The 22,275-nt window shown below is 61.8% G+C and carries 21 protein-coding genes; 7 read left to right on the forward strand and 14 right to left on the reverse strand.

Annotation, left to right across the window (positions count from 1 at the left end):
* Positions 1–6: 6 nt before the first annotated feature.
* Positions 7–864, reverse strand: coding sequence for a LysR family transcriptional regulator (locus AB1E42_RS12180; protein ID WP_368344503.1), 858 nt, complete (start codon positions 862–864; stop codon positions 7–9).
* A 107-nt stretch (positions 865–971) separates the two neighbouring features.
* Here AB1E42_RS12180 and AB1E42_RS12185 point away from each other — a divergent pair, with 107 nt between their 5' ends.
* The 5 genes from AB1E42_RS12185 to AB1E42_RS12205 are packed head-to-tail and all read left to right on the forward strand — an operon-like array spanning position 972 to position 5,767.
* Positions 972–1,571, forward strand: coding sequence for an amino acid synthesis family protein (locus AB1E42_RS12185; protein WP_368344504.1), 600 nt, complete (start codon positions 972–974; stop codon positions 1,569–1,571).
* Positions 1,543–2,322 carry an alpha/beta fold hydrolase gene (locus tag AB1E42_RS12190; RefSeq protein ID WP_368344505.1) on the forward strand — a complete coding sequence of 260 codons (780 nt, stop codon included), beginning with the start codon at positions 1,543–1,545 and terminating at the stop codon, positions 2,320–2,322. The genes AB1E42_RS12185 and AB1E42_RS12190 overlap by 29 nt, the downstream gene beginning before the upstream one ends.
* Complete coding sequence (locus tag AB1E42_RS12195; protein WP_368344506.1) at positions 2,319–3,242, forward strand: flavin reductase family protein; 924 nt, start codon at positions 2,319–2,321, stop codon at positions 3,240–3,242. Before AB1E42_RS12190 ends, AB1E42_RS12195 begins: the two co-directional genes overlap by 4 nt.
* Positions 3,243–3,245: 3 nt before the next feature.
* Positions 3,246–4,280 carry an LLM class flavin-dependent oxidoreductase gene (locus AB1E42_RS12200; protein ID WP_368344507.1) on the forward strand — a complete coding sequence of 345 codons (1,035 nt, stop codon included), beginning with the start codon at positions 3,246–3,248 and terminating at the stop codon, positions 4,278–4,280.
* Positions 4,281–4,288: 8 nt separating this feature from the next.
* A complete protein-coding gene (locus AB1E42_RS12205; RefSeq protein ID WP_368344508.1) occupies positions 4,289–5,767 on the forward strand; it encodes an aldehyde dehydrogenase in 1,479 nt (492 codons plus the stop codon).
* Between the two features lie 27 nt (positions 5,768–5,794).
* On the opposite strand, the gene glpD is transcribed toward AB1E42_RS12205, so the two are convergent.
* Complete coding sequence (glpD, locus tag AB1E42_RS12210; protein WP_368344509.1) at positions 5,795–7,393, reverse strand: glycerol-3-phosphate dehydrogenase; 1,599 nt, start codon at positions 7,391–7,393, stop codon at positions 5,795–5,797.
* Between the two features lie 158 nt (positions 7,394–7,551).
* On the opposite strand from glpD, the gene AB1E42_RS12215 reads away from it, so the two are divergent.
* Positions 7,552–8,313, forward strand: coding sequence for a DeoR/GlpR family DNA-binding transcription regulator (locus tag AB1E42_RS12215; RefSeq protein ID WP_368344510.1), 762 nt, complete (start codon positions 7,552–7,554; stop codon positions 8,311–8,313).
* Here the strand turns inward: AB1E42_RS12215 and AB1E42_RS12220 are convergent, their stop codons facing one another.
* The 9 genes from AB1E42_RS12220 to AB1E42_RS12260 form a co-directional block, all read right to left on the reverse strand.
* Positions 8,314–9,276, reverse strand: a complete 963-nt coding sequence (locus AB1E42_RS12220) for an ABC transporter ATP-binding protein (protein ID WP_368346428.1) — start codon at positions 9,274–9,276, stop codon at positions 8,314–8,316.
* Complete coding sequence (locus tag AB1E42_RS12225; protein ID WP_368344511.1) at positions 9,276–10,262, reverse strand: ABC transporter ATP-binding protein; 987 nt, start codon at positions 10,260–10,262, stop codon at positions 9,276–9,278. The genes AB1E42_RS12220 and AB1E42_RS12225 overlap by 1 nt, the downstream gene beginning before the upstream one ends.
* Positions 10,262–11,203 (reverse strand): ABC transporter permease, encoded by a 942-nt coding sequence (locus AB1E42_RS12230; RefSeq protein WP_368344512.1) that lies wholly within the window; start codon positions 11,201–11,203, stop codon positions 10,262–10,264. Before AB1E42_RS12230 ends, AB1E42_RS12225 begins: the two co-directional genes overlap by 1 nt.
* Positions 11,200–12,186: an ABC transporter permease gene (locus AB1E42_RS12235; protein WP_368344513.1), complete on the reverse strand. Its 987-nt coding sequence runs from the start codon at positions 12,184–12,186 to the stop codon at positions 11,200–11,202. Before AB1E42_RS12235 ends, AB1E42_RS12230 begins: the two co-directional genes overlap by 4 nt.
* A gap of 96 nt (positions 12,187–12,282) precedes the next feature.
* Entirely contained in the window at positions 12,283–13,863 is a 1,581-nt protein-coding gene (locus tag AB1E42_RS12240; RefSeq protein WP_368344514.1) for an ABC transporter substrate-binding protein, read from the reverse strand.
* A gap of 378 nt (positions 13,864–14,241) precedes the next feature.
* The gene (locus tag AB1E42_RS12245; RefSeq protein WP_368344515.1) at positions 14,242–14,484 is read right to left on the reverse strand and encodes a MoaD/ThiS family protein; all 243 of its coding nucleotides are present in this window, start codon (positions 14,482–14,484) and stop codon (positions 14,242–14,244) included.
* Positions 14,477–16,723, reverse strand: coding sequence for a xanthine dehydrogenase family protein molybdopterin-binding subunit (locus tag AB1E42_RS12250; protein ID WP_368344516.1), 2,247 nt, complete (start codon positions 16,721–16,723; stop codon positions 14,477–14,479). Before AB1E42_RS12250 ends, AB1E42_RS12245 begins: the two co-directional genes overlap by 8 nt.
* The gene (locus tag AB1E42_RS12255; RefSeq protein WP_368344517.1) at positions 16,723–17,205 is read right to left on the reverse strand and encodes a (2Fe-2S)-binding protein; all 483 of its coding nucleotides are present in this window, start codon (positions 17,203–17,205) and stop codon (positions 16,723–16,725) included. Before AB1E42_RS12255 ends, AB1E42_RS12250 begins: the two co-directional genes overlap by 1 nt.
* Positions 17,202–18,068, reverse strand: a complete 867-nt coding sequence (locus AB1E42_RS12260) for a xanthine dehydrogenase family protein subunit M (protein ID WP_368344518.1) — start codon at positions 18,066–18,068, stop codon at positions 17,202–17,204. Before AB1E42_RS12260 ends, AB1E42_RS12255 begins: the two co-directional genes overlap by 4 nt.
* A gap of 292 nt (positions 18,069–18,360) precedes the next feature.
* Between AB1E42_RS12260 and AB1E42_RS12265 the strand changes: the two genes are divergently transcribed.
* On the forward strand, positions 18,361–19,566 hold the full coding sequence (locus AB1E42_RS12265; protein WP_368344519.1) for a multidrug effflux MFS transporter: 1,206 nt from the start codon (positions 18,361–18,363) through the stop codon (positions 19,564–19,566).
* Positions 19,567–19,576: 10 nt separating this feature from the next.
* Here AB1E42_RS12265 and AB1E42_RS12270 read toward each other — a convergent pair whose 3' ends face one another.
* From AB1E42_RS12270 to AB1E42_RS12280, 3 genes are all read right to left on the reverse strand, one after another.
* Positions 19,577–20,242, reverse strand: a complete 666-nt coding sequence (locus tag AB1E42_RS12270; RefSeq protein WP_368344520.1) for an SOS response-associated peptidase — start codon at positions 20,240–20,242, stop codon at positions 19,577–19,579.
* On the reverse strand, positions 20,243–20,551 hold the full coding sequence (locus tag AB1E42_RS12275) for a DUF1992 domain-containing protein (RefSeq protein WP_368344521.1): 309 nt from the start codon (positions 20,549–20,551) through the stop codon (positions 20,243–20,245). It abuts the gene before it with no gap.
* A gap of 81 nt (positions 20,552–20,632) precedes the next feature.
* The gene (locus AB1E42_RS12280; RefSeq protein WP_368344522.1) at positions 20,633–22,198 is read right to left on the reverse strand and encodes a bifunctional UDP-sugar hydrolase/5'-nucleotidase; all 1,566 of its coding nucleotides are present in this window, start codon (positions 22,196–22,198) and stop codon (positions 20,633–20,635) included.
* Positions 22,199–22,275 lie beyond the last annotated feature (77 nt).

The following is a 22,275-nucleotide window of genomic DNA, read 5'->3' on the forward strand; positions in this document are numbered from 1 at the left end:
GAGCGCTCACGCAGCGCTCTCCGCCTCCGGCAATTGCGCCAGCAACCATGACCGAAACCGCAGCGCCTCCGGTTTCTCCGCATTGACCGACAGGTAATACCCCTCCTGACCGGCAATCGCGCCCTCATGCGCCCGCACCAACACGCCAGTTTCCACCGCATGTTTCGCCAAAAGCGCACTGACCAAGGCCACGCCGTTGCCATGCGCGGCCAGTTGCAGCGCCATCCCGTAGCTATCGACAAAGATCTCAGGCCGCATCACGCGGCCCATCTCCGCGCCCCACGCCCGCCATCCGCTCGATGTCCCCACCGCCTCGATCAGCGGCAACTCTTCCAGTGGGCCTTCCAGATCGGGCGATTTCAGCGCCACAAGCCGGTCAGGCTTGAGCCGTTCCGCATTGCCGCCAACTTGTTTTGCCGATCCAAAGCGGATCTCCACATCCGCCCGCGCATTGTGAAAATCATCCGGCCAGATCGCGCTCAAGAACCGCACCTGCACCTCTGGGTTCAACGCGGTGAACTCCGGCAGGCGGGGCGAGATAACCCATTGCGCGATACTGATCGATGCCGCGACCGTCAGCAGCCGGTCCACCGGCCCCGCATCATATACTTCCGTTGCATCCGCCAGCGTGCCCAGCGCCGCTTCCACCTGCGGCAACAGCCGCCGCCCGTGATCTGTCAGCGAAAGACCCCGCGCATGACGGGTGAACAGCGCCACCCCAAGCCGTGTTTCCAGCGCCTTGACCTGCTGGCTCACCGCCGATTGCGTCATCGCAATCTCTTCCGCCGCAGCGGTAAAGCTCAGGCGTCGCCCCGCCGCCTCAAAAGCGCGGAACCATGTCAGGGGAGGAAGGGATTTCGCCATGATAGAAGTAAGCCATTAGTATTCGTAATACCTAAGCGCTGAATTACTTCGTTTGTCAAAAAAATTGCAGCACCGGATAACGGCAAGGCGACGAATAGGAGAACAGAATGCTGCCCGAAATCCGTAAAATCGTGACCTATGACGAAGAGGTTCTGATCGAAGGCTTCCGCGCCGCCGACAAACCGTGGCGGATGTTCGCGGTGGCCGCTGTTGTGCGCAACCCGTGGGCTGGCCGCTACGTCGAAGACCTGAAGCCCGAAATTCAGGTCTATGGCCCTATCCTCGGCGAAATGATGACCGACCGGATGATCGCCCTCGCTGGCAGCGGCGAGGCGATCGAAGCCTATGGCAAAGCCGCTGTCGTCGGAATTGACGGCGAGATCGAACATGCCTCCGGCCTGATCCATACCCTGCGTTTCGGCAATTTCTACCGCGAGGCCGTGGGCGCCAAATCTTACCTCGCCTTCACCAATACGCGCGGTGGCGCCAACACCCCGATCATGGTGCCTTTGATGGACAAGAACGACGCTGGCCGCCGCTCGCATTACCTGACCATCCAATTCGCCATTCCCGATGCTCCGCGCAATGACGAGATCGTCGTCGTCCTCGGCGGCGCGACAGGCGGCCGCCCGCACCACCGCATCGGTGATCGCTATCAGGATTTGAAGGATCTCGGGCATGATCTGGACAACCCGGCAGCGGTCTGAGGCCGTAGGCCAGCCCGCCATCAACACGGGCAGCGGCCAGCCGGTTTTGCTGATCCACGGCGTTGGCCTGCGGGCCGAGGCGTGGAACCCGCAAATCGACGCACTGGCGGTGCGATATCACGTCACCGCCGTTGATCTGTTAGGCCACGGCGCTGCGCCCCTGCCCTCAAACCCGTTGGCGCTGGTCGATTACACCGATGCGATCGCGGCAGGCATAACCGCGCCCGCGCTCGTCATCGGCCATTCGATGGGCGCGATGGTCGTCCTCGATCTCGCCACCCGCTACCCGCATCTCGTGCGTGGTGTCGCCGCCCTGAACGCCGTTTTCGAACGCCCGCCAGAGGCCGCCCGCGCCGTAAAGGCCCGCGCCGCGCAGCTTGACGGTATCACCACCGCCGATCCCGAAGGCACGCTCCAACGTTGGTTCGGCAGCACCACTTCGCCCGAACGCACAGCTTGCCAAGATTGGCTCACCAGCGTCGATCCCGCCGCCTACCGCGCCGCCTACCGCGTCTTTGCGCAAGCGAACGGCCCCTCCCGCAGGACACTACAGTCATTGCACTGCCCCACCCTTTTTATGACCGGCGCGGACGAGCCGAACTCAACCCCCGCCATGTCGCAGGCCATGGCCGATCTCGCCCCACATGGGCGCGCACTGATCCTTGATGATGCCGCCCATATGATGCCGATGACTCATGCTGCGCAGGTCAGCGCCGCCCTTCTGGCCTTCGCGGAAGAGGTGTTGCCATGACGCAGCTTGATCCCCGCGCCCTGCGCAGCGCCTTTGGCAGCTTCATGACCGGCGTCACCGTCGTCACCAGCCGTGATCCCTCGGGCAAGCCGGTCGGCTTCACCGCCAATTCCTTTTCTTCCGTCTCGCTCGACCCGCCGCTTCTGCTGGTCTGCCCCGGCAAGTTCCTATCCTCCTACGAGGCCTTCGCCCAATGCAGCCACTTCACCGTGAATATTCTGGCAGAGGGTCAGGAGGAGGTGTCCAACACCTTCGCAGGCTACAAAGGCGACCGCTTCGCCAAGGTGCCGCACCACTTTGATCTGCATGACATGCCGCTGAACGAAGGCGCTCTGGCGCAGTTCTCCTGCACCACCAATCAATCCATCCCGATGGGCGATCACGCCATCCTGATCGGCGAGGTCAAGGATTTCACCCATAACGATGGGCTCGGCCTCGGTTATGCGGGCGGCAAATATTTCAGCCTCGGCCTCGAACGCGCAGCACTTGCCCCAGCGGCGGGCGAGGTCGTCTACGGCGCCATTATCGAACAGGATGCGCACATCCTTCTGGAAGAAACGGCTACCGGCTTCCGCCCGCCGCAGATCACCAGCCAGAGTCGCGGCAACCTGCGCGATGACCTGCATAAAGCGCTACAGGCGCAAGGCGTCACCGCCGAGGTCGAAGCCGCCTATTCCGTTTTTGACGATACCAAAACCCGCACCCATTACGCCTATTTCCTCGCCACCGCCGCGTCGATCTCCGCCGAGTGCCCGCTGGTCAAAATCCCAACCCGCAGCCTCCCCTCGCTGCGCTACACGCATCCGTCAATCGGCCAGATGATGACCCGCTACGAGATCGAATCCCGCACCCGCAGTTTTACCCTGTACCTCGGCAATACCGAGGCAGGCGACGTTCACAGTTTACAAACAAGGACCTGATCGATGGAGTTTTCGCTTTTCGCCCATATGGAGCGCATGACACCGAACCGCTCTCATGAACAGCTCAACGCCGATTTCATCGAACTGTGCAAAATGGCCGACGATGGCGGCATGCGCGCAGTCTGGACAGGCGAACATCACGGGATGGATTTCACCATAACACCCAACCCGCTTCTGCCGCTGATCAACATCGCCAACCACACCAAGAACCTGCGCCTTGGCACCGGCACGGTGATCGCCCCATTCTGGCACCCGATCAAACTGGCGGGCGAAGCCGCGTCCGCTGACCTGATCACCGGCGGCCGGATCGAGCTTGGCATCGCACGCGGCGCGTATTCCTATGAATATGAGCGCCTGATGCCCGGTCTTGATGCATGGGAAGCAGGCCAACGCATGCGCGAAATGGCCCCATTGCTGCCCAAGCTCTGGGCCGGCGATTGCGCCCATGAGGGCGAGTTCTTCAGCTTCCCTGCCACCACCTCTGCGCCCAAGCCCCTGCAAGAGAACGGCCCACCGATCTGGATCGCGGCCCGCGATCCCAACAGCCACGAATTCGGCGTCCATAACGGCTTCAACATTCAGGTCACGCCGCTCTGGCAGGGCATGGAAGAGATCGAAACCCTGATGAGCCGCTTCAATGCCGCCTGCGACAGCTACTCCGGCCCGCGCCCGAAGATCATGCTGCTGCACCACACCTATGTCGGCAAGGACGACGCCGATGTCGCCCACGCTGCGCAGGAATTGTCCCAGTGGTACTGCTATTTCGGCGCATGGTTCCAGAACAAGCGCCCCGTTTCACAAGGGCTCATTCAGGAACTCACTGCCGATGAAATGGCCGCCAACACCATGATGGCCCCCGAAAACCTCCACCGTGACTTGACGATAGGCACCGCACAGGATGTGATCGACCAGATCAAACGCTACGAAGACTTGGGCTATGACGAGTTTTCGTTCTGGAACGACAACGGTATGAGCTTCGAGCGCAAGCGCGACAACCTCGCCCGCTTCATCGACGACGTCATGCCCGCCTTTCAATGAGGACACCAATGAGCCAGAAACCACATTACCAGCTCTTTATCGACGGCGCGTGGGTCGATGGCGCAGACGGTCAGGTCATGTCCTCGCAAAACCCCGCCACCGGCACGGATTGGGCCACCTTCGCCTGCGCCGCGCCTTCGGATGTGGAACGCGCCATCTCCGCCGCGCGGCGGGCGCTCGGTGATCCCGCATGGCGCGACATCACCCAAACCCAGCGCGGCAAGCTGCTCTATCGTCTTGCTGACCTGATCGAAAGAAACGCCCAGCATATCGGCGCGATCGAGACGACAGACAGCGGCAAGCTGCTGGCAGAAACGGCGACCCAATCCGCCTATGTCGCGGATTATTACCGTTATTATGCGGGCCTCGCTGACAAGATAGAAGGCGCTGTCCTGCCGATCGACAAGCCTGATATGCATGTCTTCACCCGCCGCGAACCGATCGGCGTGGTCGTGGCGATCGTGCCGTGGAACGCGCAGATGTTCCTCACCGCCACCAAGCTCGGCCCTGCCTTGGCCGCTGGCTGCACCGTGGCCCTGAAAGCATCAGAGATCGCGCCAGCGCCGATGCTCGAATTCGCCAAACTGATAGAGGAGGCAGGCTTCCCGCCCGGTGTCGTGTCAGTCATCACAGGCGACGCCGAAAACTGCGCAATCCCCCTCACCCGCCACCCCGATGTCGACCGCATCGCCTTCACCGGCGGCCCCGAAACCGCCCGCCATGTGGTCCGCAATTCCGCCGAGAACTTCGCGGTCACGACGCTGGAACTTGGCGGCAAATCCCCGATCATCGTGTTCGAGGATGCCGATCTCGATGGCGCCGCAAACGGGCTGATCGCTGGCAATTTCGGTGCCTCCGGCCAAAGCTGCGTCGCCGGGACGCGCGGCTTGGTGCACCGCTCCATCCTTGAAAAGCTCGCCACCCTGATCGAAGAAAAGATGCAAGGCGTGGTGATTGGCGATCCACTATCATCCGACACCCATATCGGACCGCTCTGCACACAGGCCCAAATCGCCAAGATCGAAAGCACCCTTGCCGCAGCCACGGCAGGCGGCGCGCGCATCCGCTTTGGCGGCACCCCGCTGGACCGCCCCGGCAATTTCATGGCACCAACGCTCGTCGAATGCGCCGACACCAGCACCGAAACGCTGAAGATCGAGATGTTCGGCCCCGTGATGTCGCTCCTGCCCTTCGATACCGAGGAAGAAGCCATCGCCATCGCCAACAGCACCCCGTTCGGGCTTGGCTCCGGCGTTTTCACGCAAAATGTCGCGCGGGCGCATCGGGTGTCGGCACGGCTCAAGGCCGGTATCTGCTGGGTGAACACCTACCGCGCGGTGTCCCCCATCGCGCCCTTCGGTGGCTTCGATCAATCCGGCTACGGGCGCGAGGCAGGGCAGGAAGCAATCCTTGATTACACCCGCACCAAAACCACTTGGATCAACACATCCGACAAGCCGATGGCCAATCCGTTTGTCATGCGGTGATCGCTGGCGCCGTGGTGCGCCAGCCCCTCACGCCGCCGCGCGCGCCGCCTGCACCCACTGATCCAGCGCCACAATCTCATCCGCGCTCAGCCGCAGCCCCAGCTTGTTGCGCCGCCAGACCACGTCATCGGCGCTGCGGGCGTATTCCTTGTCCATCAGCCAGCGCACTTCCGCCTCTGTCAGCGTCGCGCCAAAATCCTCGCCCAGATCAGCCACCGTGGTGGCCGCGCCCAGAATATCCCGCGCCTCGGTGCCATAGGCGCGCACCAGCCGCCGCGCCCAACGCGCGGTCAGAAACGGGTAACTTGCCCGCAATTCCGCGATCAAGGCGTCAACCCCATCCACCGGAAAGTCCCCACCCGGCAGCGGCACACCCGCCGTCCACGGGCCTTTCGCAACGTCCAACTCACCCGCGATCTTTTCCAACGCGCTTTCGGCTAGGCGCCGGTAAGTGGTGATCTTGCCGCCAAAAATATTCAGCACCGGCGCCCCCGCGCTGCGATCCACCTTCAGCGTATAGTCCCGCGTCGCCGCCGTCGCGCTGCTCGCCCCGTCGTCATAGAGCGGCCGCACACCAGAATAAGTCCAAACGACATCATCGCGCGTCAGCGTCTGGCGGAAATACTGATTGGCAAAATTCAACAGATAGTCCTGCTCCGCCTCGGTGCAGACAGGTTTCTCCGACGGGTCACTGTGCTCCGCATCCGTGGTGCCGATGAGGGTAAAATCCGTCTCGTAGGGGATGGCAAAGATGATCCGCCCGTCGGTTCCTTGAAAGAAGTAGCATTTCTCGTGATCATAAAGCCGCTTCGTCACAATGTGACTGCCCCGCACTAGCCGGACCCCTTCGCGCGAATTTAGCCCGATCTTGCTCTGAATCACATCGCCCACCCACGGCCCTGCGGCATTCACCACCATCCGCGCGCGGACCTGCCGCACCGCGCCCGTCTCCGTGTCGCGTGTCTCGACATGCCAAATGCCGTTCTCGCTCCGCGCCGAGGTCACTTCCGTCCGCACCAGCACTTCAGCGCCCCGCGCCTCCGCATCCCGCGCATTGAGCACAACCAGCCGCGAATCCTCGATCCAGCAATCGGAATACTCGTAGGCCGTCTCGAACCGTGCTTCCAGCGGTGCGCCTTCTGGCGCGGCCTTGAGCTTCAGCGTCGCTGTGGGGGGCAAGATCTTCCGCCCGCCCAGATGATCGTAGAGGAATAAGCCAAGCCGGATCAGCCATGCGGGCCTGCGCCCCTTCATCCACGGCATGATCACGCCCAGCAGCTTGGAGGTCGGCGTATCGGATTCAAACCGCATGTCCTTGTGATACGGCAGCACGAAGCGCATCGGCCAACTGATATGCGGCATCGCGCTCAGCAAAACCTCCCGCTCGATCAGCGCCTCCCGCACCAAGCGGAACTCGAAATACTCCAGATAGCGCAACCCGCCGTGAAACAGCTTGGTTGATGCCGAGGAGGTTGCCGAGGCGAGGTCGTTCTTCTCTGCCAGCGTCACCGACAGCCCCCGCCCCGCCGCATCCCGCGCGATGCCGCAGCCATTGATCCCGCCACCAATGACAAAAAGATCACGAATATCCGTCTCAGCCGATGAATTCACGCGCGCCTCCAGCACCGTTTTCGCAGCGTCTTTCTCAAATTACGAAGCAAAACGCAATCAATTTATGTTCGTTTAAGTTCTCTTTGGCGCATTTCGCGCGATTTCGCAGACCGAAAACTTTACTTCGCGCATATTCGCTGCAACAGTCGCGCGGCAAACGGTCAGGAGCCCCCATGTCACAATCCTTCCGGCAACCGGAAATCCTCGAAATTGCCCGCCGCGAAGGCAAAGTCACCGTCGAAGGGCTCGCCGCGCATTTCGGTGTCACCTTGCAAACCATCCGGCGTGACCTCAGCGACCTTGCCGAAGCAGGCCGCCTTGAGCGGGTCCACGGCGGCGCGGTGCTTTCTTCTGGCACCGCCAATATCGGCTACGCTGAACGCCGCGCCCTGAACAAGGACGCCAAACGCGCCATCGCCCGCGCCTGTGCGTCCGAGGTGCCCAACAACTGCTCGCTGTTCCTCAATATCGGCACCTCGACGGAGGCCGTGGCAGAGGCGCTTCTGGATCACCAGAACCTGCTCGTCGTCACCAATAACATGAACGTCGCCACGATCCTCGCTGCCAACCAAAGCTGCGATGTCATCGTCACCGGCGGCCAACTGCGCCGCGCCGATGGTGGTCTGGTCGGCAACCTCGCCGCCGAGACGATCCGCCAGTTCAAATTCGATCTCGCCGTGATCGGCTGCTCCGCCCTCGACAAAGAAGGCGATCTTCTCGATTTCGACATTCAGGAAGTCACCGTCAGCCAGACGATCCTGCGCCAATCGCGCAAGACCCTCCTCGTGGCCGATCACACCAAGTTCACCCGCAGCGCCCCTGCGCGGATCGCCTCGCTGGCCGATCTCGACACGCTGTTCACCGATGCCCCCCTGCCCGCGCCTTTGGCGCAGTCCTGCCGGTCATGGGGCACCCGGGTGGTGATTACCCCCTAGCTATTCCGCGTTGTGGCAGGCCACCCGCGCCGCGCCGATCCCGCGCATTTCAGGCTGTTGCTTCTTGCAGATATCGGTCGCCATCGGGCAACGCGGGTGAAACGCACAGCCGCTCGGTGGGTTGATCGCATCGGGAATCTCCCCTTTCGGCGGCTCTACTTCGCGGCCAAACCCGTCCATCTTGGGGGCCGCATCAAACAACATTTGCGTATAGGGGTGGCGCGGCGTTGCAAACAGTTCGTCCCGTGGCGCCTCCTCTACCAAGCGGCCCAGATACAGCACCCCGATCACATCAGCCATGTGCTGCACAACCGTCAGGTCATGGCTGATGAACACATAGGTGAGGCCGTATTCCTCGCGCAGATCGCTCATCAGGTTCAACACCTGCGCCTGCACCGAGACATCCAGCGCCGATGTCGGTTCATCGCACACGATCACACGCGGTTCCGAGGCCAGCGCCCGCGCGATACAAATCCGCTGCCGCTGCCCGCCCGAAAATTCGTGCGGAAATTTCTCCGCATCCTCAGCCGAAAGGCCGACCTGCTCCAACAACCGCTCCGCCACGCCCGCCGTTGGTTTCTTCCGCACGGCGAGCGGCTCAACGATAATATCACGCACCCGCCAACGGGGATTGAGCGATGCATAGGGATCTTGAAAGATCATCTGGATATCGCTGCGCACGCGCTCGATCCGCGCCGCATCCTGTTCAGAGGCAAGGTCGATACCGTCGATCTCCACCGCCCCCGTGCTCGGGTTCAAAAGCCCGACAATCATCTTCCCGATCGTCGATTTTCCGGAGCCGCTTTCACCCACAAGCGCATAGACGGACTTCTCCGCCACATCGAAACTCACATCCGCTACAGCCGTCAAATGTCGCTTCGGCAGGCGCTCCACCACGCGGTTCAGCCACGGCTTCGACACATCGAAAACCCGCCCCAGCCCTTGAATGCGGATCAATGGCATCATGCCTCTTGCTCCTTCCTGGCGTCCAGCGGGAACCAGCACGCAGCGCGCCCCGCCCCATCCGAAATATGTGGCCCTGGGTTCATCCGGCATTTGTCCTGCGCATAATCACACCGTGGATGAAACGCACAGCCGTCCGGCAAGTTGCCCAAACGCGGCATTGATCCCGGAATTTGCCGCAACCGCCGGCGTCCTTGGCTCGCCAATGGCGTCGACGCCATCAGGCCTGCGGTATAGGGATGCGACGCCCGCGTCAGCACCTCCCGCACCGGCCCCAGTTCGGCCAAACGCCCCGCATACATCACCGCCACGCGGTCTGCGGCCTCGGCGATCACGCCCATGTCATGCGTCACAAGCATCACCGCAACGCCACGCTCGCGGCACAACCGCTTCAACAACGCAATGATCTGCGCCTGCACCGAAACATCAAGCGCCGTGGTCGGTTCGTCGGCAATGACCAGCTCCGGCTCGGCGCATAGCGCCAAGGCAATCACGACGCGCTGCCGCATCCCGCCTGAGAACTCATGCGGATAACTATCGATCCTGTCCCGCGCAGCCGGAATGCCCACTTCCTCAAGCCCCGCGATCGCCCGCTCCCGCGCCTCGGCGGCAGTGACTGGCAGATGTTCGAGGATCGTCTCGGTCAATTGATCGCCAATTGTCAGCAACGGGTTGAGCGATGTCAGCGGATCCTGAAAAATCATCCCGATCCGCCGCCCCCGCAGCTTCCGCATCGGCGCGCCACTCAGCCCGTCAATGCGCGTGTCGCCAAGCCATATTTCTCCGCCAGTGATGCGTGCGGGGCGGTCCAGCAGGCCGATCACCGCATTGCCGGTCATTGACTTGCCCGCGCCACTTTCCCCCACAACACCAAGGATTTCACCCCGCGCGATATCGTAGCTCACCCCGTCCACAGGGCGCAGTACACCGCGGCGGGTCGGAATTTCGACCACAAGATCGCGTACCGAAAGAACCGTCTCGCTCATTATCTCAGCCTCGGGTTCAAAGCGTCGCGCAACCAGTCTCCCAACAGGTTGACCGACAGCGCCAGCGCCAACAGCGTCGCCGCTGGGAATAGCAAAATCCACCACTCACCCGAGAACAGGAATCCCTGCCCGATACGGATCAACGTCCCCAACGATGGCTGGGTCGGTGGCGCGCCCACGCCGAGGAATGACAGCGTCGCCTCCGCGATGATCGCCAACGCAAGGCTGATCGTCGCGATCACCAGCACAGGGTTCAGCACGTTGGGCAGGATATGGCGCAGCATGATCGCAAGCGGCGCGCGGCCAATCAGGCGGGCCGCCTGCACATATTCCTTGTTCTTCTCAACGAGCGTCGCGCCCCGCACCACCCGCGCGAACTGCACCCAGTCACTCAGTCCGATGGCGAGGATCAGCACCCAAATCGCCATCTGGTCGCGGTATTCAGGTGGCGTAATCCCCTTCGCGATCCCGAAGATCAGCATCGCCACAAGGATCGCCGGAAAGGTCAGCTGCACGTCTGCCACCCGCATGATGACCGTTTCGGTCCAGCCACCCAGATAGCCGGCCAGCAGGCCCAGCACCACGCCCAGCACAAGCGCCAGCATCACCGCCGCAAAACCCACAAACAGCGAAATGCGCATGCCAAACAGGATCGTGGAGAACACATCCCGCCCCTGATCGTCGGTGCCAAGCCAGAAGGTTTCGCCGGTAAAGGCGTTCGGCTCCATCGGCGGGGTGAACCCGTTCATCAGGTTCAGCGTCGCTGGGTTGAACGGATCAAACGGCGCTATCAACGGCGCGAAAACCGCCGCCAGCACCATCAGCAAGACCACGCCAGCCGAGGCCAAGGCCACCGGCGCATGGCGGAAAGAATAGACGAAATCACTTTGCCAGATTTCTGCCAGCCGCCGCCGCATTGGGGAGGACGTCGTTCCACTCATTTTCCCGCACCTCCCGAACGATCCACCCGCAAGCGCGGATCAATGGCAAAATACAGCAGATCAACAATCAAGTTGATCCCCACAAACATCACCGAAATCAGCATCAGATAAGCCGCCATCACGGGGATATCGACGAACTGGATCGCATTGATGAACAGCAACCCAACCCCCGGCCACTGAAAGACCGTCTCGGTAATGATCGCAAAGGCGATGATCGAACCAAGCTGAAGGCCGGTGATCGTAATAACCGGGACCAGCGTGTTCTTCAGCGCATGGCGGAAATTCACCGCCCGCTCCCGCAGCCCCCGCGCCCGCGCAAACCGGATGTAATCCTGCCGCAGCACTTCCAGCATCTCGGTGCGAACAAGCCGCATGATCAGCGTCATTTGATAAAGCCCCAGCGTGATCGACGGCAGGATCAGCGCCTTCAGGCCCGACAACGTCAAGAAGCCGGTCGTCCACCCGCCAACATCCACCACCTCGCCGCGCCCAAAGCTGGGCAGCCAGCCCAGTTCCACTGAGAACAAGTAAATCAGCAATATCCCGATCAGGAAGGTCGGCAATGATACCCCGACCAAACTGAGCGTCATGATCACACTGGCCGAAAATCCGCGTCGTCGGATAGCGGTAAAGACGCCAAGCCCGATCCCCATCACCAGCGCCATCATCCCCGAAACCGCTGCCAGCTCCAGCGTTGCGGGCGCGCGTTCCATTAGGATCTCCGATACGGGCCGCCCTTGCCGGTAACTCAAGCCAAAGTTGCCCTGTGCCGCTTCTTGCAAGAAACGCCAGTACTGAACGGGAAACGGCAGATCGAGCCCCAGCCTATCGCGCAGCCGCTCGATATCAGCCTGCGTGCGCTCCTGCCCAAGCATGTTATCGACCGGATCACCGACGTAACGGAACATTGCAAAGGCAACCAATCCAACGATCAGCAGCACGATCGCTGATTGGAAAACGCGTCTGAGAACATAGGCGAGCATGGGACCCCGAATGGTTGCCCGCCCGCGCGGGTTTTACGGCCGCGCGGGCGGGTTAAACACAAAGAGAGACGGCGCCTCAGCGCCGCCCCATCCTTATCAGTTCATGGTGAAGAACTTCATCTTCGGATCGTCTTCCGGGCTCACTTCGATGCCCACGGCATCGGTCATACCCCAGTTCAGCACCTGATGGTGGATCGGGATATAGAGCTGGTCGTCCTGAACATGATCCCAGATCGCCTGAATGGTAGCGTTACGGGCGTCCAGATCCGTTTCCGAAGCAAGGCTCTGGATCATCGCATCCACCTCGGCATTCGCGTAGCCAGTACCGTTCCAGCTGCCGCGCTCGTCGCCACGGGTATGAACAAGGAAGTTGAAGATGTACTCGGAGTCATATGTCGGCACACCCCAGCCCAGCATGTAGAAGTCCGTCTGATCATTGGTGATGAGCGGGAAGTGCTGCGCCTTCGGCTTCGCATCGAGGTTCACGGTGATGCCGATCTGCGCCAACATACCAACCGTGGCCTGACAGATCGCCTCATCGTTGATGTAGCGGTCATTCGGGCAGTCCAGCTGGATCGAGAAACCGTCCTCATACCCCGCCTCGGCCATCAACGCCGTCGCCGCTTCAATATCGGTTTTCGACGCGGCATCCATTTCGGCGGTCCAGCCGTTCACGAAGGGCGGCGCGATCATACCAGCCGGCTCCGACTGGCCGCGCATCACCACCTGCTTGATGGCATCGCGGTTGATCGCCATGCTCATCGCGCGGCGTACCCGCACATCGGCCAGCGGGTTCGCACCTTCAACGTTGTCGTTGGCGATGTCATCCGCGCCTTGGTTCATCCCGAAGAAGATCACGCGGTTTTGCGGTGCGGTCTTCACGGTCAGCCCGTCAGTGCTTGCAACACGGTCAAGGTCTTGCACCGGCACGTCTTGAATGAAGTCCACTTCACCCGACAACAGCGCCGCAACGCGGGTCGCAGCGTTCTGGATCGGGGTGTAGACGATTTCCGTCACTTCGAGCGGGAACTCCCCCATGCCCCAGTAGTCGGGGTTCTGGGTCAGCACCGTCTTTACGTCCGGCTCACGGCTAACAAGCATATACGGGCCGGTGCCGTTGGTGTTGGTTGAGGCATAGGTCGTCTCGCCACCTTCAACATCCTGCACATCAACAGCGCCATTGGCCTCGGCCCAGCCGCTGTCCATCATGAACAGGTTCGTCAGGTTGGACGAAAGGATCGGGTTCGGACCATCCGTCACGATCTCAACCGTGTAATCATCCGCCGCCCGCACTTCGACGATCGACGTCAGCAATTCTTTCATGTCCGAGTTCTCGGACTTCGCGCGATTGATCGAGAACACAACGTCCTCGGCAGTGAAATCCGCGCCGTCATGGTACTTCACGCCTTGGCGGAGGTTAAAGACCCAGACATTCGGATCATCAGCGGAAGGCGCCCAATCGGTCGCCAATGCGGGCTGGAACTGTCCGGCCATATCACGAATGATCAGCGGCTCGTAAATCTGGTGGGCAAGCGTATGGGTCGGCCCTTCGTTCTGCGCATGCGGGTCCAGCGTCAGCGAATCGCCCGCGCGCGCCCAGCGCAACGTTTCAGCCGATGCGCCCACGGCTGTCGTGGCAAGCAAAGCCACTGCAAGTAAACCTGTGCGTGTTTTCATTAAATCGTCTCCCCTGGTGAAGGCCATTTTTTTGACCAATTGGACAGCAAGGTAATCAGCCCTGCATATGGGTCAACCCATCTTCATGAAAACCAGACGCATTTCGCCTCTGCACAACGCTATAGAACGCAGCGTCACATATTCAGAATGCTCATGCAGGTTGCGCCAACCCCCTCAATCCACTGATTTTTCAACTCACAGGCGCTACAATGAAGCTCAACTCAAAGGTGCAAATAGCAGCCTCCCCAGCGCCTCCCGCGTTGGAGACGCCGCCAATTATTTCGCAAATCACTCTATTGGTTTCGCTCCGCGTAGTGAGGCAAGGATCACTTTGGTTCCAAGCCCCGCTCGACACCAAGACGGTCCGCGCCCTCTGCGTCAGCCGCCCTTCAAACGGTTCATCAGGTACACTTCTGCCCCCGGCGGGATCGGGACATGCCGGCCAACATGGATCTCTCCATCCACCGCGACGGATACCCCTTGTGCGATGATCGGCTCCAGCGCCGGATGCGCCGCTACCAGCGCATCCAACATTTCTCCGATGGTTTCGGCTTCAACCTCAACGACGAGCTCATCACCCACGAAGCGGCGCATACCGGACCAAAGGTTCACCTCAACCATTCCGCTGCGCCTTCATCGCGGCAAGAACGCTCGGCGGGTTCATCGGCAAGTCACGCAACCGCGTGCCAGTGGCCGAATGGATCGCATTGGCAATTGCCGGCAGTGGCGGCGCGATGCCTGTCTCGCCAACCCCGCGTACCCCGAACGGGTGGCCCGGGTTCGGCACTTCCACGATCACCGTGTCGATCATCGGCAGGTCAGAGGCCACAGGCACGCGATAATCGAGGAACACGCTGTTTTGCAGCCGCCCGTCATCGCCATAGACATAGCCCTCATTGAGCGCCCAGCCGATGCCCTGCGCCGCGCCGCCCTGATACTGCCCTTCCACATAGGCAGGGTGGATCGCGCGGCCCGCATCCTGCACCACCAGATAGCGCAGCACCGTCGTCCGGCCGGTTTCGGGGTCCACTTCCACATCGACCACATGGCAGCCGAAGCTCGCGCCATAGCCGCTCAGGTTGCCCTCGTGGTGGCCCGAAATCGGGCCGCCGGTATCGCCCATGTTGCCCGCAATCTCGGCGATGCTCATCGGCGGGAATTTACCTGCATTTGGCCCTGCGGGTCTTACAGCGCCGTCCACCCATTCAACGGCTTCAGGGTCGATCCCCCATTCCACCGCCGCACGGCGGCACATTTCCTTGATCGCCGCGTTGCTGGCTTCCACTGCGGCCTTGCCGGTGGCAAAGGTCGCGCGGCTGCCGTGGGTCGGCTCGTTGACGCCCAGCGCGCCGGTTTCAACGATGTTCACCCGCACGTTCTCGTAGGGGATGCCAAACGTCTCCGCCGTCATCAGCGCAATCGAGGCACGGCTGCCACCGATATCGGGCGTACCGGCAGAAACCGTCACCGTCCCGTCCTCCGAAAGCGCCACCGTCACGGACGTCTCGCCGCCGTGGTTGAACCAGAAGCCCGCCGCCACGCCGCGCCCTTGGTTCGGGCCAAGCGGTGCAGAAAGGTTCGGATGTGCCTTCGCGGCTTCGAGCGTTTCCACAAGGCCGATTTTCTTGAATTTCGGCCCGTAGCTCGATTTGTCGCCTTCCCGCACGGCGTTCTTGAGGCGCATCTCCAGCGGATCAAGGCCCAGTTCACGGCACATCTCGTCGATCAGGCTCTCCACCGCGAACGCCGCCATCGGCGATCCCGGTGCGCGGTAGGCCGCAGCCTTCGGGCGGTTCGCCAGCACATCATAGCCGATATGCATGACCGCCGGCATTTTGTACGGCGCAAAGGCACAATCCAGCGCCATATCCACCGGCGCTCCCCAGAACGCGCCACCCTGCATGCGGAATTCCACATGCCCTGCGGTCAGCATCCCGTCCTTGCTCATGCCGATCTTCACATCCATAGAGGCCGAGGCAGTCGGCCCCGTCGCCCGCAGCACTTCCGAACGGCTCATCACGATCTTCACAGGGCGGCCACCCGCCTTGCGGCTCAGCGCCAGCGACAGTGGCTCCATAAAGATCGTCGTCTTGCCGCCAAAGCCGCCACCGATCTCCGATGGCGTCACCCGCAGTTGCGACTTTTCAAGGCCCAGAACATCGGCACACATCTTGCGAATGTACCACTGCCCCTGCGTGCATACCCACATCTCGCCCTTGCCATCGGCACCAAGCTGCCCGAGGCAGGCATGCGGCTCGATATACCCCTGATGGGTGGCTTCGGTCTTGTAAGTCTTTTCCATCACCAGATCGGCAGCCGCAAATCCGGCCTCCAGATCGCCGCGCCCGTTCTCGAAATACCGCACCACGTTCGGCGGCATCCCTTCGGGTACGCTGGGCAGCGCCGCCCCTTCGCGGATCACCACCGCATCAGGCTTGATCGCTTCGTCCACGTCCACCACATGCGGCAGAACCTCGTACTCGACCTCGATCAACCGCGCGGCTTCCTCGGCCCGCAGCTTCGATGTGGCAGCAACGGCAGCAACGGCATGGCCGTCATAAAGCGCCTTCTCGCCCGCCATGGTGTTTTCTTGCAGGTCCCACTCGTCGCCGGTCAGGCCGGTGGGGAAATCGGCGCGCGTCACCACCGCTTTGACGCCGGTAAGCGCCTCGGCCTTCGAGGTGTCGATCTTCACGATCCGCGCATGTGCATGCGGCGAGCGGACAACAGCGCCCCACAGCATACCAGGTGCAGAGATATCCGCGCCGTAACGGGCGCGGCCAGTGACCTTGTCCAGCCCGTCAGGGCGATCAGGACGTGTACCAACAAGCCGATACTGGTTGAATTCGTCTTTCGCCATCACACTGCCTCCTGCCGCATTTCGGCTGCCGCATCCATCACGGCCCGCACGATCTTGTCATAGCCCGTGCACCGGCACAGGTTGCCCGCCAGCCAATAGCGGACTTCGGTTTCGGTCGGGTCGGGGTTCTTCTCCAAAAGCGCCTTCGCCGCAACGAGGAACCCCGGCGTGCAAAAGCCGCATTGCAGCGCCGCATGTTCAATGAACTTGCGCTGTAGCGGGTGCAACTCATGGCCCTCTGCCATCCCCTCGACAGTGCCGATCTCGCGGCCCTCGGCCTCGATCCCCAACACGAGGCACGAGCAAACAAGCGTGCCGTCCAGAGTCACCGAACAGGCGCCGCAATCGCCAGTGCCGCAGCCTTCTTTGGTGCCGGTCAGGTCCAGCTGGTCGCGCAAACAGTCGAGCAACGTCTCGCGCGGATCGGCAAGAAACTCAACCCTGTCGCCATTGACAGTGGTGCTAACGTGGATCTTGCTCATACCTTCTCTCCTTTCGCGCGGGCATAGGCCACCAGCGCCACGCGCCGTGCCAATACGCCCACAACTTCCGTTCTGAATTCGGTGGTGCCGCGCTTATCGCTGATCGGGCTTGCCGCCGCGCTCACCGCTGCCGCCAGCGCCGCAAGCGCCGCGTCATCGAGCGTGCTGCCGATGATCGCGTCAGCGGCGTCCTTCACCAGCCGGATCGTCGGCGCCACCGCGCCGATGGCAACCCGCGCTTCGGTCACGGTATCGCCCTCAACCCGCAGGTTAATCGCACAGCCAGCCACCGCGATGTCCATCTCGGTCCGTGGGATAAAGCGCTGATAGGCATCACCGCCCCCCGCGCCACGCGCCGGAAGGCGCACTGCGGCAATCACTTCGCCCTTGGCCAGCGTTGTCTTGCCGGGGCCTGCGGGGATTTCTTCGATCGGCACCACGCGGCTGCCCGAGGGGCCAACGATCTTCGCCACAGCACCAGCCGCCACCAATCCGGGCACTCCGTCCGCCGCAGGCGAGCCGTTGCACAGGTTGCCAGTGAGCGTCGCCCGCCCCTGTACCTGCGTTGAACCAACAAGCTCCATACCTTCCACAACACCGGGCCAATCGGCACAAAGCGCCTCATGCGCACCAAGCCGCGCGCCAGCCACGGCGACGCCGATTTCCCAGCTGCCATCCTCGAGGCGGGTAATATCATTGACGCCCGCGATGTGCTTGAGATCAATCAGATCGTCCGGCGTCACAATCCCCGCGCGCATCTGCACCAGCACATCGGTGCCACCGGCCATGAACCGCGTGACGCCTTCGGCCTTTTCCGCGATTGCGGCAGCTTCTTCGAATGACTTTGCTGCGTGATACCGCATCGTCTCTCCTATCGCTAAATCTTCTGCGGCTACCAGCAGCGGTACCGCCTCGCCTCCTGATGGGGCAGCTAGAGCACCCCATTTCGCGGTCAATAAATCCACTCTCGCAGAACTCCGCAACCGCTTCCAGCGACAACGGACGGTTTCTCGGCGTCAATTTCACCAAAAACCCGATTTCCCCCACATATCGCCCAACCAAACACGCCACCGCACCCTTTGAAAAGCCCCTCGCATTAGCCTTCAGCAATAACGGACCGCTTGCCATACGCCCGGTTCCGGTGTTGATGATCTCATGCGTATCGCCAAGGCCCCTTCAATCCTCGAAACCGTCGCCATTTCGGCCCTGCTGATGGCGACCGTGGCGCTTTCGATCGATGTGTTGCTCCCCGCCCTCGGCCCGATGGCGACCGAGCTGGGCGTAGATGCGGGCAACAGCCGGCAATTGATCATCACATTCGTCTTTCTCGGCCTTGCGGCGGGACAGCTGGTTTTCGGGCCACTCTCCGATAGCATCGGTCGTCGCCCCGCCATCGCTATCGGCGTCGGGCTGTTTGCCCTCGGCGGCCTAACATGCGCGCTTGCACAAAGCTTCGAGATGCTCCTCGCAGGGCGTTTCTTGCAAGGCATCGGCGCAGCCGGCCCGCGCTTGGTGACGACAGCGATGATCCGCGACCGTTACTCGGGGCGCGAAATGGCGCGTATCATGTCCTTCGTGATCGGCATTTTCATTCTGGTCCCGGTGATCGGCCCGTCAATTGGCCAAGCGCTGTTGCTCTTCCTGCCGTGGCGTGGCCTGTTCAACCTGTTGTCGGTGGTCACGGTGCTCGGGGTTGTCTGGCTTTACTTGCGCCAGCCCGAAACCCTCGTCGCCCCGCGCTCCTTCCGCCTCACACCCATCCTGCGCGCCTTTGTCGAGGTGCTGCGGGACCGCTGCGCCATGGCCTACAGCTTCGCCAGCGGGCTGTGCTACGGGGCCATCATGGGCTACGTCAACTCTTCACAACAGGTGTTTCAGGAGTTTTACAGCGCGGGCGCGCTCTACTCGGTCCTGTTCGGGATCGGCGGCGCCTTCATCGCATTGGCGACGATCTCCAACTCCCGCCTCCTCACCTATTTCGGGATGGAGCAAGTCTGCCGTGCCGCGATGCTCCTGCTTGTTGCGCTCAGCCTTGGCTTCCTCGCGCTGCTCTTCAACACGCCGCAACCGCCGCTTTGGCAATTCATGGCGTTCACCGCGCTCGCGATGTTCTTCCTTGGCCTGACCTTCGGCAATATCCAAGCCATCGCGCTGGAAAACCTCGGCCATATCGCCGGCCTGGCCACGGCCATCTTCGCGACGATCTCGACCCTCAGCGGCATGGCCGTCGCCAGCATCATCGGCCTCAATTTCAACATGACCCTCTTCCCTATTATCTTCGGCTACCTCGGCGCGGGCGTCTTCGCCTATCTCTTGATGGTCTGGGTCGCCCCTTCCGCGAAGCTCGGCGCAGAAGTCTAATCGGGCGTTCTCAGTCCTCCAGCGGCTCCAGCAACTCCGGCCCGCTGGCGCGGTTGGAGTTCACCGCCTTGCCCACCCGATAGGTCCGCACCACTCCCTCGGAAGGGGGCTGCATCAACAGTGCCGCGCCGTGACCCTCCTCGCCCAGCCACTTGCCCCAATCGCCTTCCTCCAAAATCACCGGACTGCGGTGATGGATGCGGGCAATCTCGCCCGTGGCTTCGGTCGTCACTACCGCACAGGTCGTCAGGCGTTGCCCGTCGCCCTCCCAATCCTGCCAAATACCGGCAAAGACCATCGGCGCCCCATCCGCCCGCTGCACGAACCACGGCAGCTTCTCACCGCCATCCGGCCGCTCCCATTCATAAAACCCCGCCGCAGGGATCAAACACCGCCGCGCACGGCACGCCGCCTTAAAGGCAGGCTTCTCGGCAATCGTCTCCGCCCGCGCGTTGATCAATAACGGCCCGCCATTCGCCGCCTTGTACCAATGCGGGATAAACCCCCAGCGCATCGGCCGCAGCCGCCGCACCGTTGTCTCCGATGTCACCACCGCCACCGATACCGTGGGGCAGACGTTATAATTCGGCACATCGGGTAAATCATTCGCCATCGCCGCGCCAAAAAGCTGCGCCATCGCGTCATGCGGCAAAAGCGTCGCCATCCGCCCGCACATCTACTTGCGCCACGCTTTGCACGCGATCTCGATCCGCGCATCCATCATCGACATCTCTTTCATGATATCCCGCCGCCGCGTCCGGTCGCCGGTTTCCCTCAGCTCTTCCCTGAGCTTCTGCAATTCCCGCGACAACGAGACAAACTCCGGCACAGCGCCGTTTTCCTTCACCAAACGGTGCAACAGCGCATTCTCTGGGTCGTCGCACTCCGGCAGCGGCTTGCCCGCGCCGGGCAAGTCGTCAAAATCGCCGCGCGCCTCGGACTCGGCAATACGGGCATTGATCAGGTCAATCAGCGGATGGTCCATGCATCAATTCTAAACCAGCCTGCGCGCAAAAGAAACGCCCCCGCCGTTGCCAGCGGAGGCGTTATTGATAAGGTGCGACCCTTAGTTGCCGATCACCGTGATCCGCCCGTCCGTGTAGGGCGTGTAGGGTGCATTCTCGGCCATGTATTCCGCCGTCACATCGGCCAAATCAGGGCCAAAGTCATAGGCGTTCATCGCATCGCGGAACATCGCGTAACCATCACCGCCATTGCGCACATAGTTGTTGGACACCACGCCATAGGTCGCCGCCATATCAATCGGCGCACCGCCAACCATGACATCGCTCACGCGCGCGCCCGGCTCCTGCGAGAGGTCAACCGTAAACGAAATCCCCGCCACTTGCGGGAAGCGCCCAGCGCCGTCCTCTACTTCGCTCACGCCATTCTCAAGCGCTGCGACGATGGTTTCGCCCGTCACTTCGAATGTCGCCAGCGTGTTCTGGAACGGCAGCACAGTCAGCACCTCGCCCATCGTCACTTCGCCCGCGTCGATCGAGGCACGGATACCGCCACCGTTCTGGATGGCCACCTGCACGCCCTGATCGGCCACACGCGCCAGCATCGCATCGGCAATCAGGTTACCCGCCGCGCATTCCATCGCACGGCACACCGAACGGTCGCCCTCAATGGCATCAGCAGCTTCCGCCACAACCATGTTGCGGATCTCGTCCAGCGGCTGCGCCAGTTCAGCAATCCGCGCAACGGTATCGCTGTCCTCGGCAACCTCGGCATCCATGATCAGCGGCCCGCCTGCGGCGCTAACGATCTCACCCGCGTCATCAAAGACCACATTCAACTCGCCCAAGAACTTGCCATAGGCATAGGCCGAGATGATCGCGGTATTACCCACCATGGTCGGGTATGGGCCTTCCGCGTCCTCGTCATTGCTGTTGAGGTAGGTGTTCGAATGCCCGCCCACGATCACATCAACGCCGGTCGTATTGGCGGCAACTTCCTGATCCACGCCGTAACCAGAATGCGAAAGTACCACGATCTTGTTCACGCCCATCGCGGTGAGCTTATCCACTTCGCCCTGCACTGCCGCCGCCGGATCCGTGAAGGATACATTCGGTCCGGGGCTTGCCAGCTCGTCGGTATCTTCCGGCGTCAGGCCGATCATGCCGATCTTCTCGCCGCCGACTTCGACCACAGCCGATTTCTGCAAGGCACCGGCAAGCAATTCCTCACCGTCGAAATCCGCGTTCGACATCAGCACCGGAAAGTTCACGCTGTCCATGAAGCCGCGCAGCACTTCCGGCCCGTCGTCAAACTCGTGGTTGCCCACGGTCATGCCGTCATAGCCGAGCTTGTTCATGAACTCGGCCACCATCGCGCCCTTGTAATAAGTGTAGAACAGCGTGCCTTGGAACTGGTCGCCGCCATCGACAAGGATCGAGTTTTCGGCCCGCGCGCGCGCCTCTTCCACGGCGGTCACAAGCCGCGCCGTCCCGCCAAAACACTCGCCCGCCGCGTTGTCTTCGGCAGAGCAGCCGGAGTCGAATCGGCTGATCGGCTCGAATCGGGCATGGAAGTCATTGGTGTGCAAAATCGTCAGCGAGAAATCCGCCGCAGCAGCCCCCGCCGTCAGCGCCAATGCAGCGCCCGTCGTCATCAAAGTTCTCATCATTTTGGAATCCCCCAGTTGGAATGCGCACAGCTTACGCGGTTTTACTGTTCGGTCAATTTTAACCTAAGGGTAAACTA

Origin of the sequence: Pelagovum sp. HNIBRBA483, from assembly GCF_040931995.1 — a bacterium.
Classification (GTDB): domain Bacteria; phylum Pseudomonadota; class Alphaproteobacteria; order Rhodobacterales; family Rhodobacteraceae; genus JAEPMR01.

Excerpts from the sequence above, each read along its gene's own strand:
- AB1E42_RS12180 (WP_368344503.1), bottom strand. The coding sequence starts at position 864 with ATGGCGAAATCCCTTCCTCCCCTGACATGGTTCCGCGCTTTTGAGGCG.
- AB1E42_RS12185 (WP_368344504.1), top strand. The coding sequence starts at position 972 with ATGCTGCCCGAAATCCGTAAAATCGTGACCTATGACGAAGAGGTTCTG.
- AB1E42_RS12190 (WP_368344505.1), top strand. The coding sequence starts at position 1,543 with ATGATCTGGACAACCCGGCAGCGGTCTGAGGCCGTAGGCCAGCCCGCC.
- AB1E42_RS12195 (WP_368344506.1), top strand. The coding sequence starts at position 2,319 with ATGACGCAGCTTGATCCCCGCGCCCTGCGCAGCGCCTTTGGCAGCTTC.
- AB1E42_RS12200 (WP_368344507.1), top strand. The coding sequence starts at position 3,246 with ATGGAGTTTTCGCTTTTCGCCCATATGGAGCGCATGACACCGAACCGC.
- AB1E42_RS12205 (WP_368344508.1), top strand. The coding sequence starts at position 4,289 with ATGAGCCAGAAACCACATTACCAGCTCTTTATCGACGGCGCGTGGGTC.
- AB1E42_RS12215 (WP_368344510.1), top strand. The coding sequence starts at position 7,552 with ATGTCACAATCCTTCCGGCAACCGGAAATCCTCGAAATTGCCCGCCGC.
- AB1E42_RS12220 (WP_368346428.1), bottom strand. The coding sequence starts at position 9,276 with ATGCCATTGATCCGCATTCAAGGGCTGGGGCGGGTTTTCGATGTGTCG.
- AB1E42_RS12225 (WP_368344511.1), bottom strand. The coding sequence starts at position 10,262 with ATGAGCGAGACGGTTCTTTCGGTACGCGATCTTGTGGTCGAAATTCCG.
- AB1E42_RS12230 (WP_368344512.1), bottom strand. The coding sequence starts at position 11,203 with ATGAGTGGAACGACGTCCTCCCCAATGCGGCGGCGGCTGGCAGAAATC.
- AB1E42_RS12235 (WP_368344513.1), bottom strand. The coding sequence starts at position 12,186 with ATGCTCGCCTATGTTCTCAGACGCGTTTTCCAATCAGCGATCGTGCTG.
- AB1E42_RS12240 (WP_368344514.1), bottom strand. The coding sequence starts at position 13,863 with ATGAAAACACGCACAGGTTTACTTGCAGTGGCTTTGCTTGCCACGACA.
- AB1E42_RS12245 (WP_368344515.1), bottom strand. The coding sequence starts at position 14,484 with ATGGTTGAGGTGAACCTTTGGTCCGGTATGCGCCGCTTCGTGGGTGAT.
- AB1E42_RS12250 (WP_368344516.1), bottom strand. The coding sequence starts at position 16,723 with ATGGCGAAAGACGAATTCAACCAGTATCGGCTTGTTGGTACACGTCCT.
- AB1E42_RS12255 (WP_368344517.1), bottom strand. The coding sequence starts at position 17,205 with ATGAGCAAGATCCACGTTAGCACCACTGTCAATGGCGACAGGGTTGAG.
- AB1E42_RS12260 (WP_368344518.1), bottom strand. The coding sequence starts at position 18,068 with ATGCGGTATCACGCAGCAAAGTCATTCGAAGAAGCTGCCGCAATCGCG.
- AB1E42_RS12265 (WP_368344519.1), top strand. The coding sequence starts at position 18,361 with ATGCGTATCGCCAAGGCCCCTTCAATCCTCGAAACCGTCGCCATTTCG.
- AB1E42_RS12270 (WP_368344520.1), bottom strand. The coding sequence starts at position 20,242 with ATGTGCGGGCGGATGGCGACGCTTTTGCCGCATGACGCGATGGCGCAG.
- AB1E42_RS12275 (WP_368344521.1), bottom strand. The coding sequence starts at position 20,551 with ATGGACCATCCGCTGATTGACCTGATCAATGCCCGTATTGCCGAGTCC.
- AB1E42_RS12280 (WP_368344522.1), bottom strand. The coding sequence starts at position 22,198 with ATGATGAGAACTTTGATGACGACGGGCGCTGCATTGGCGCTGACGGCG.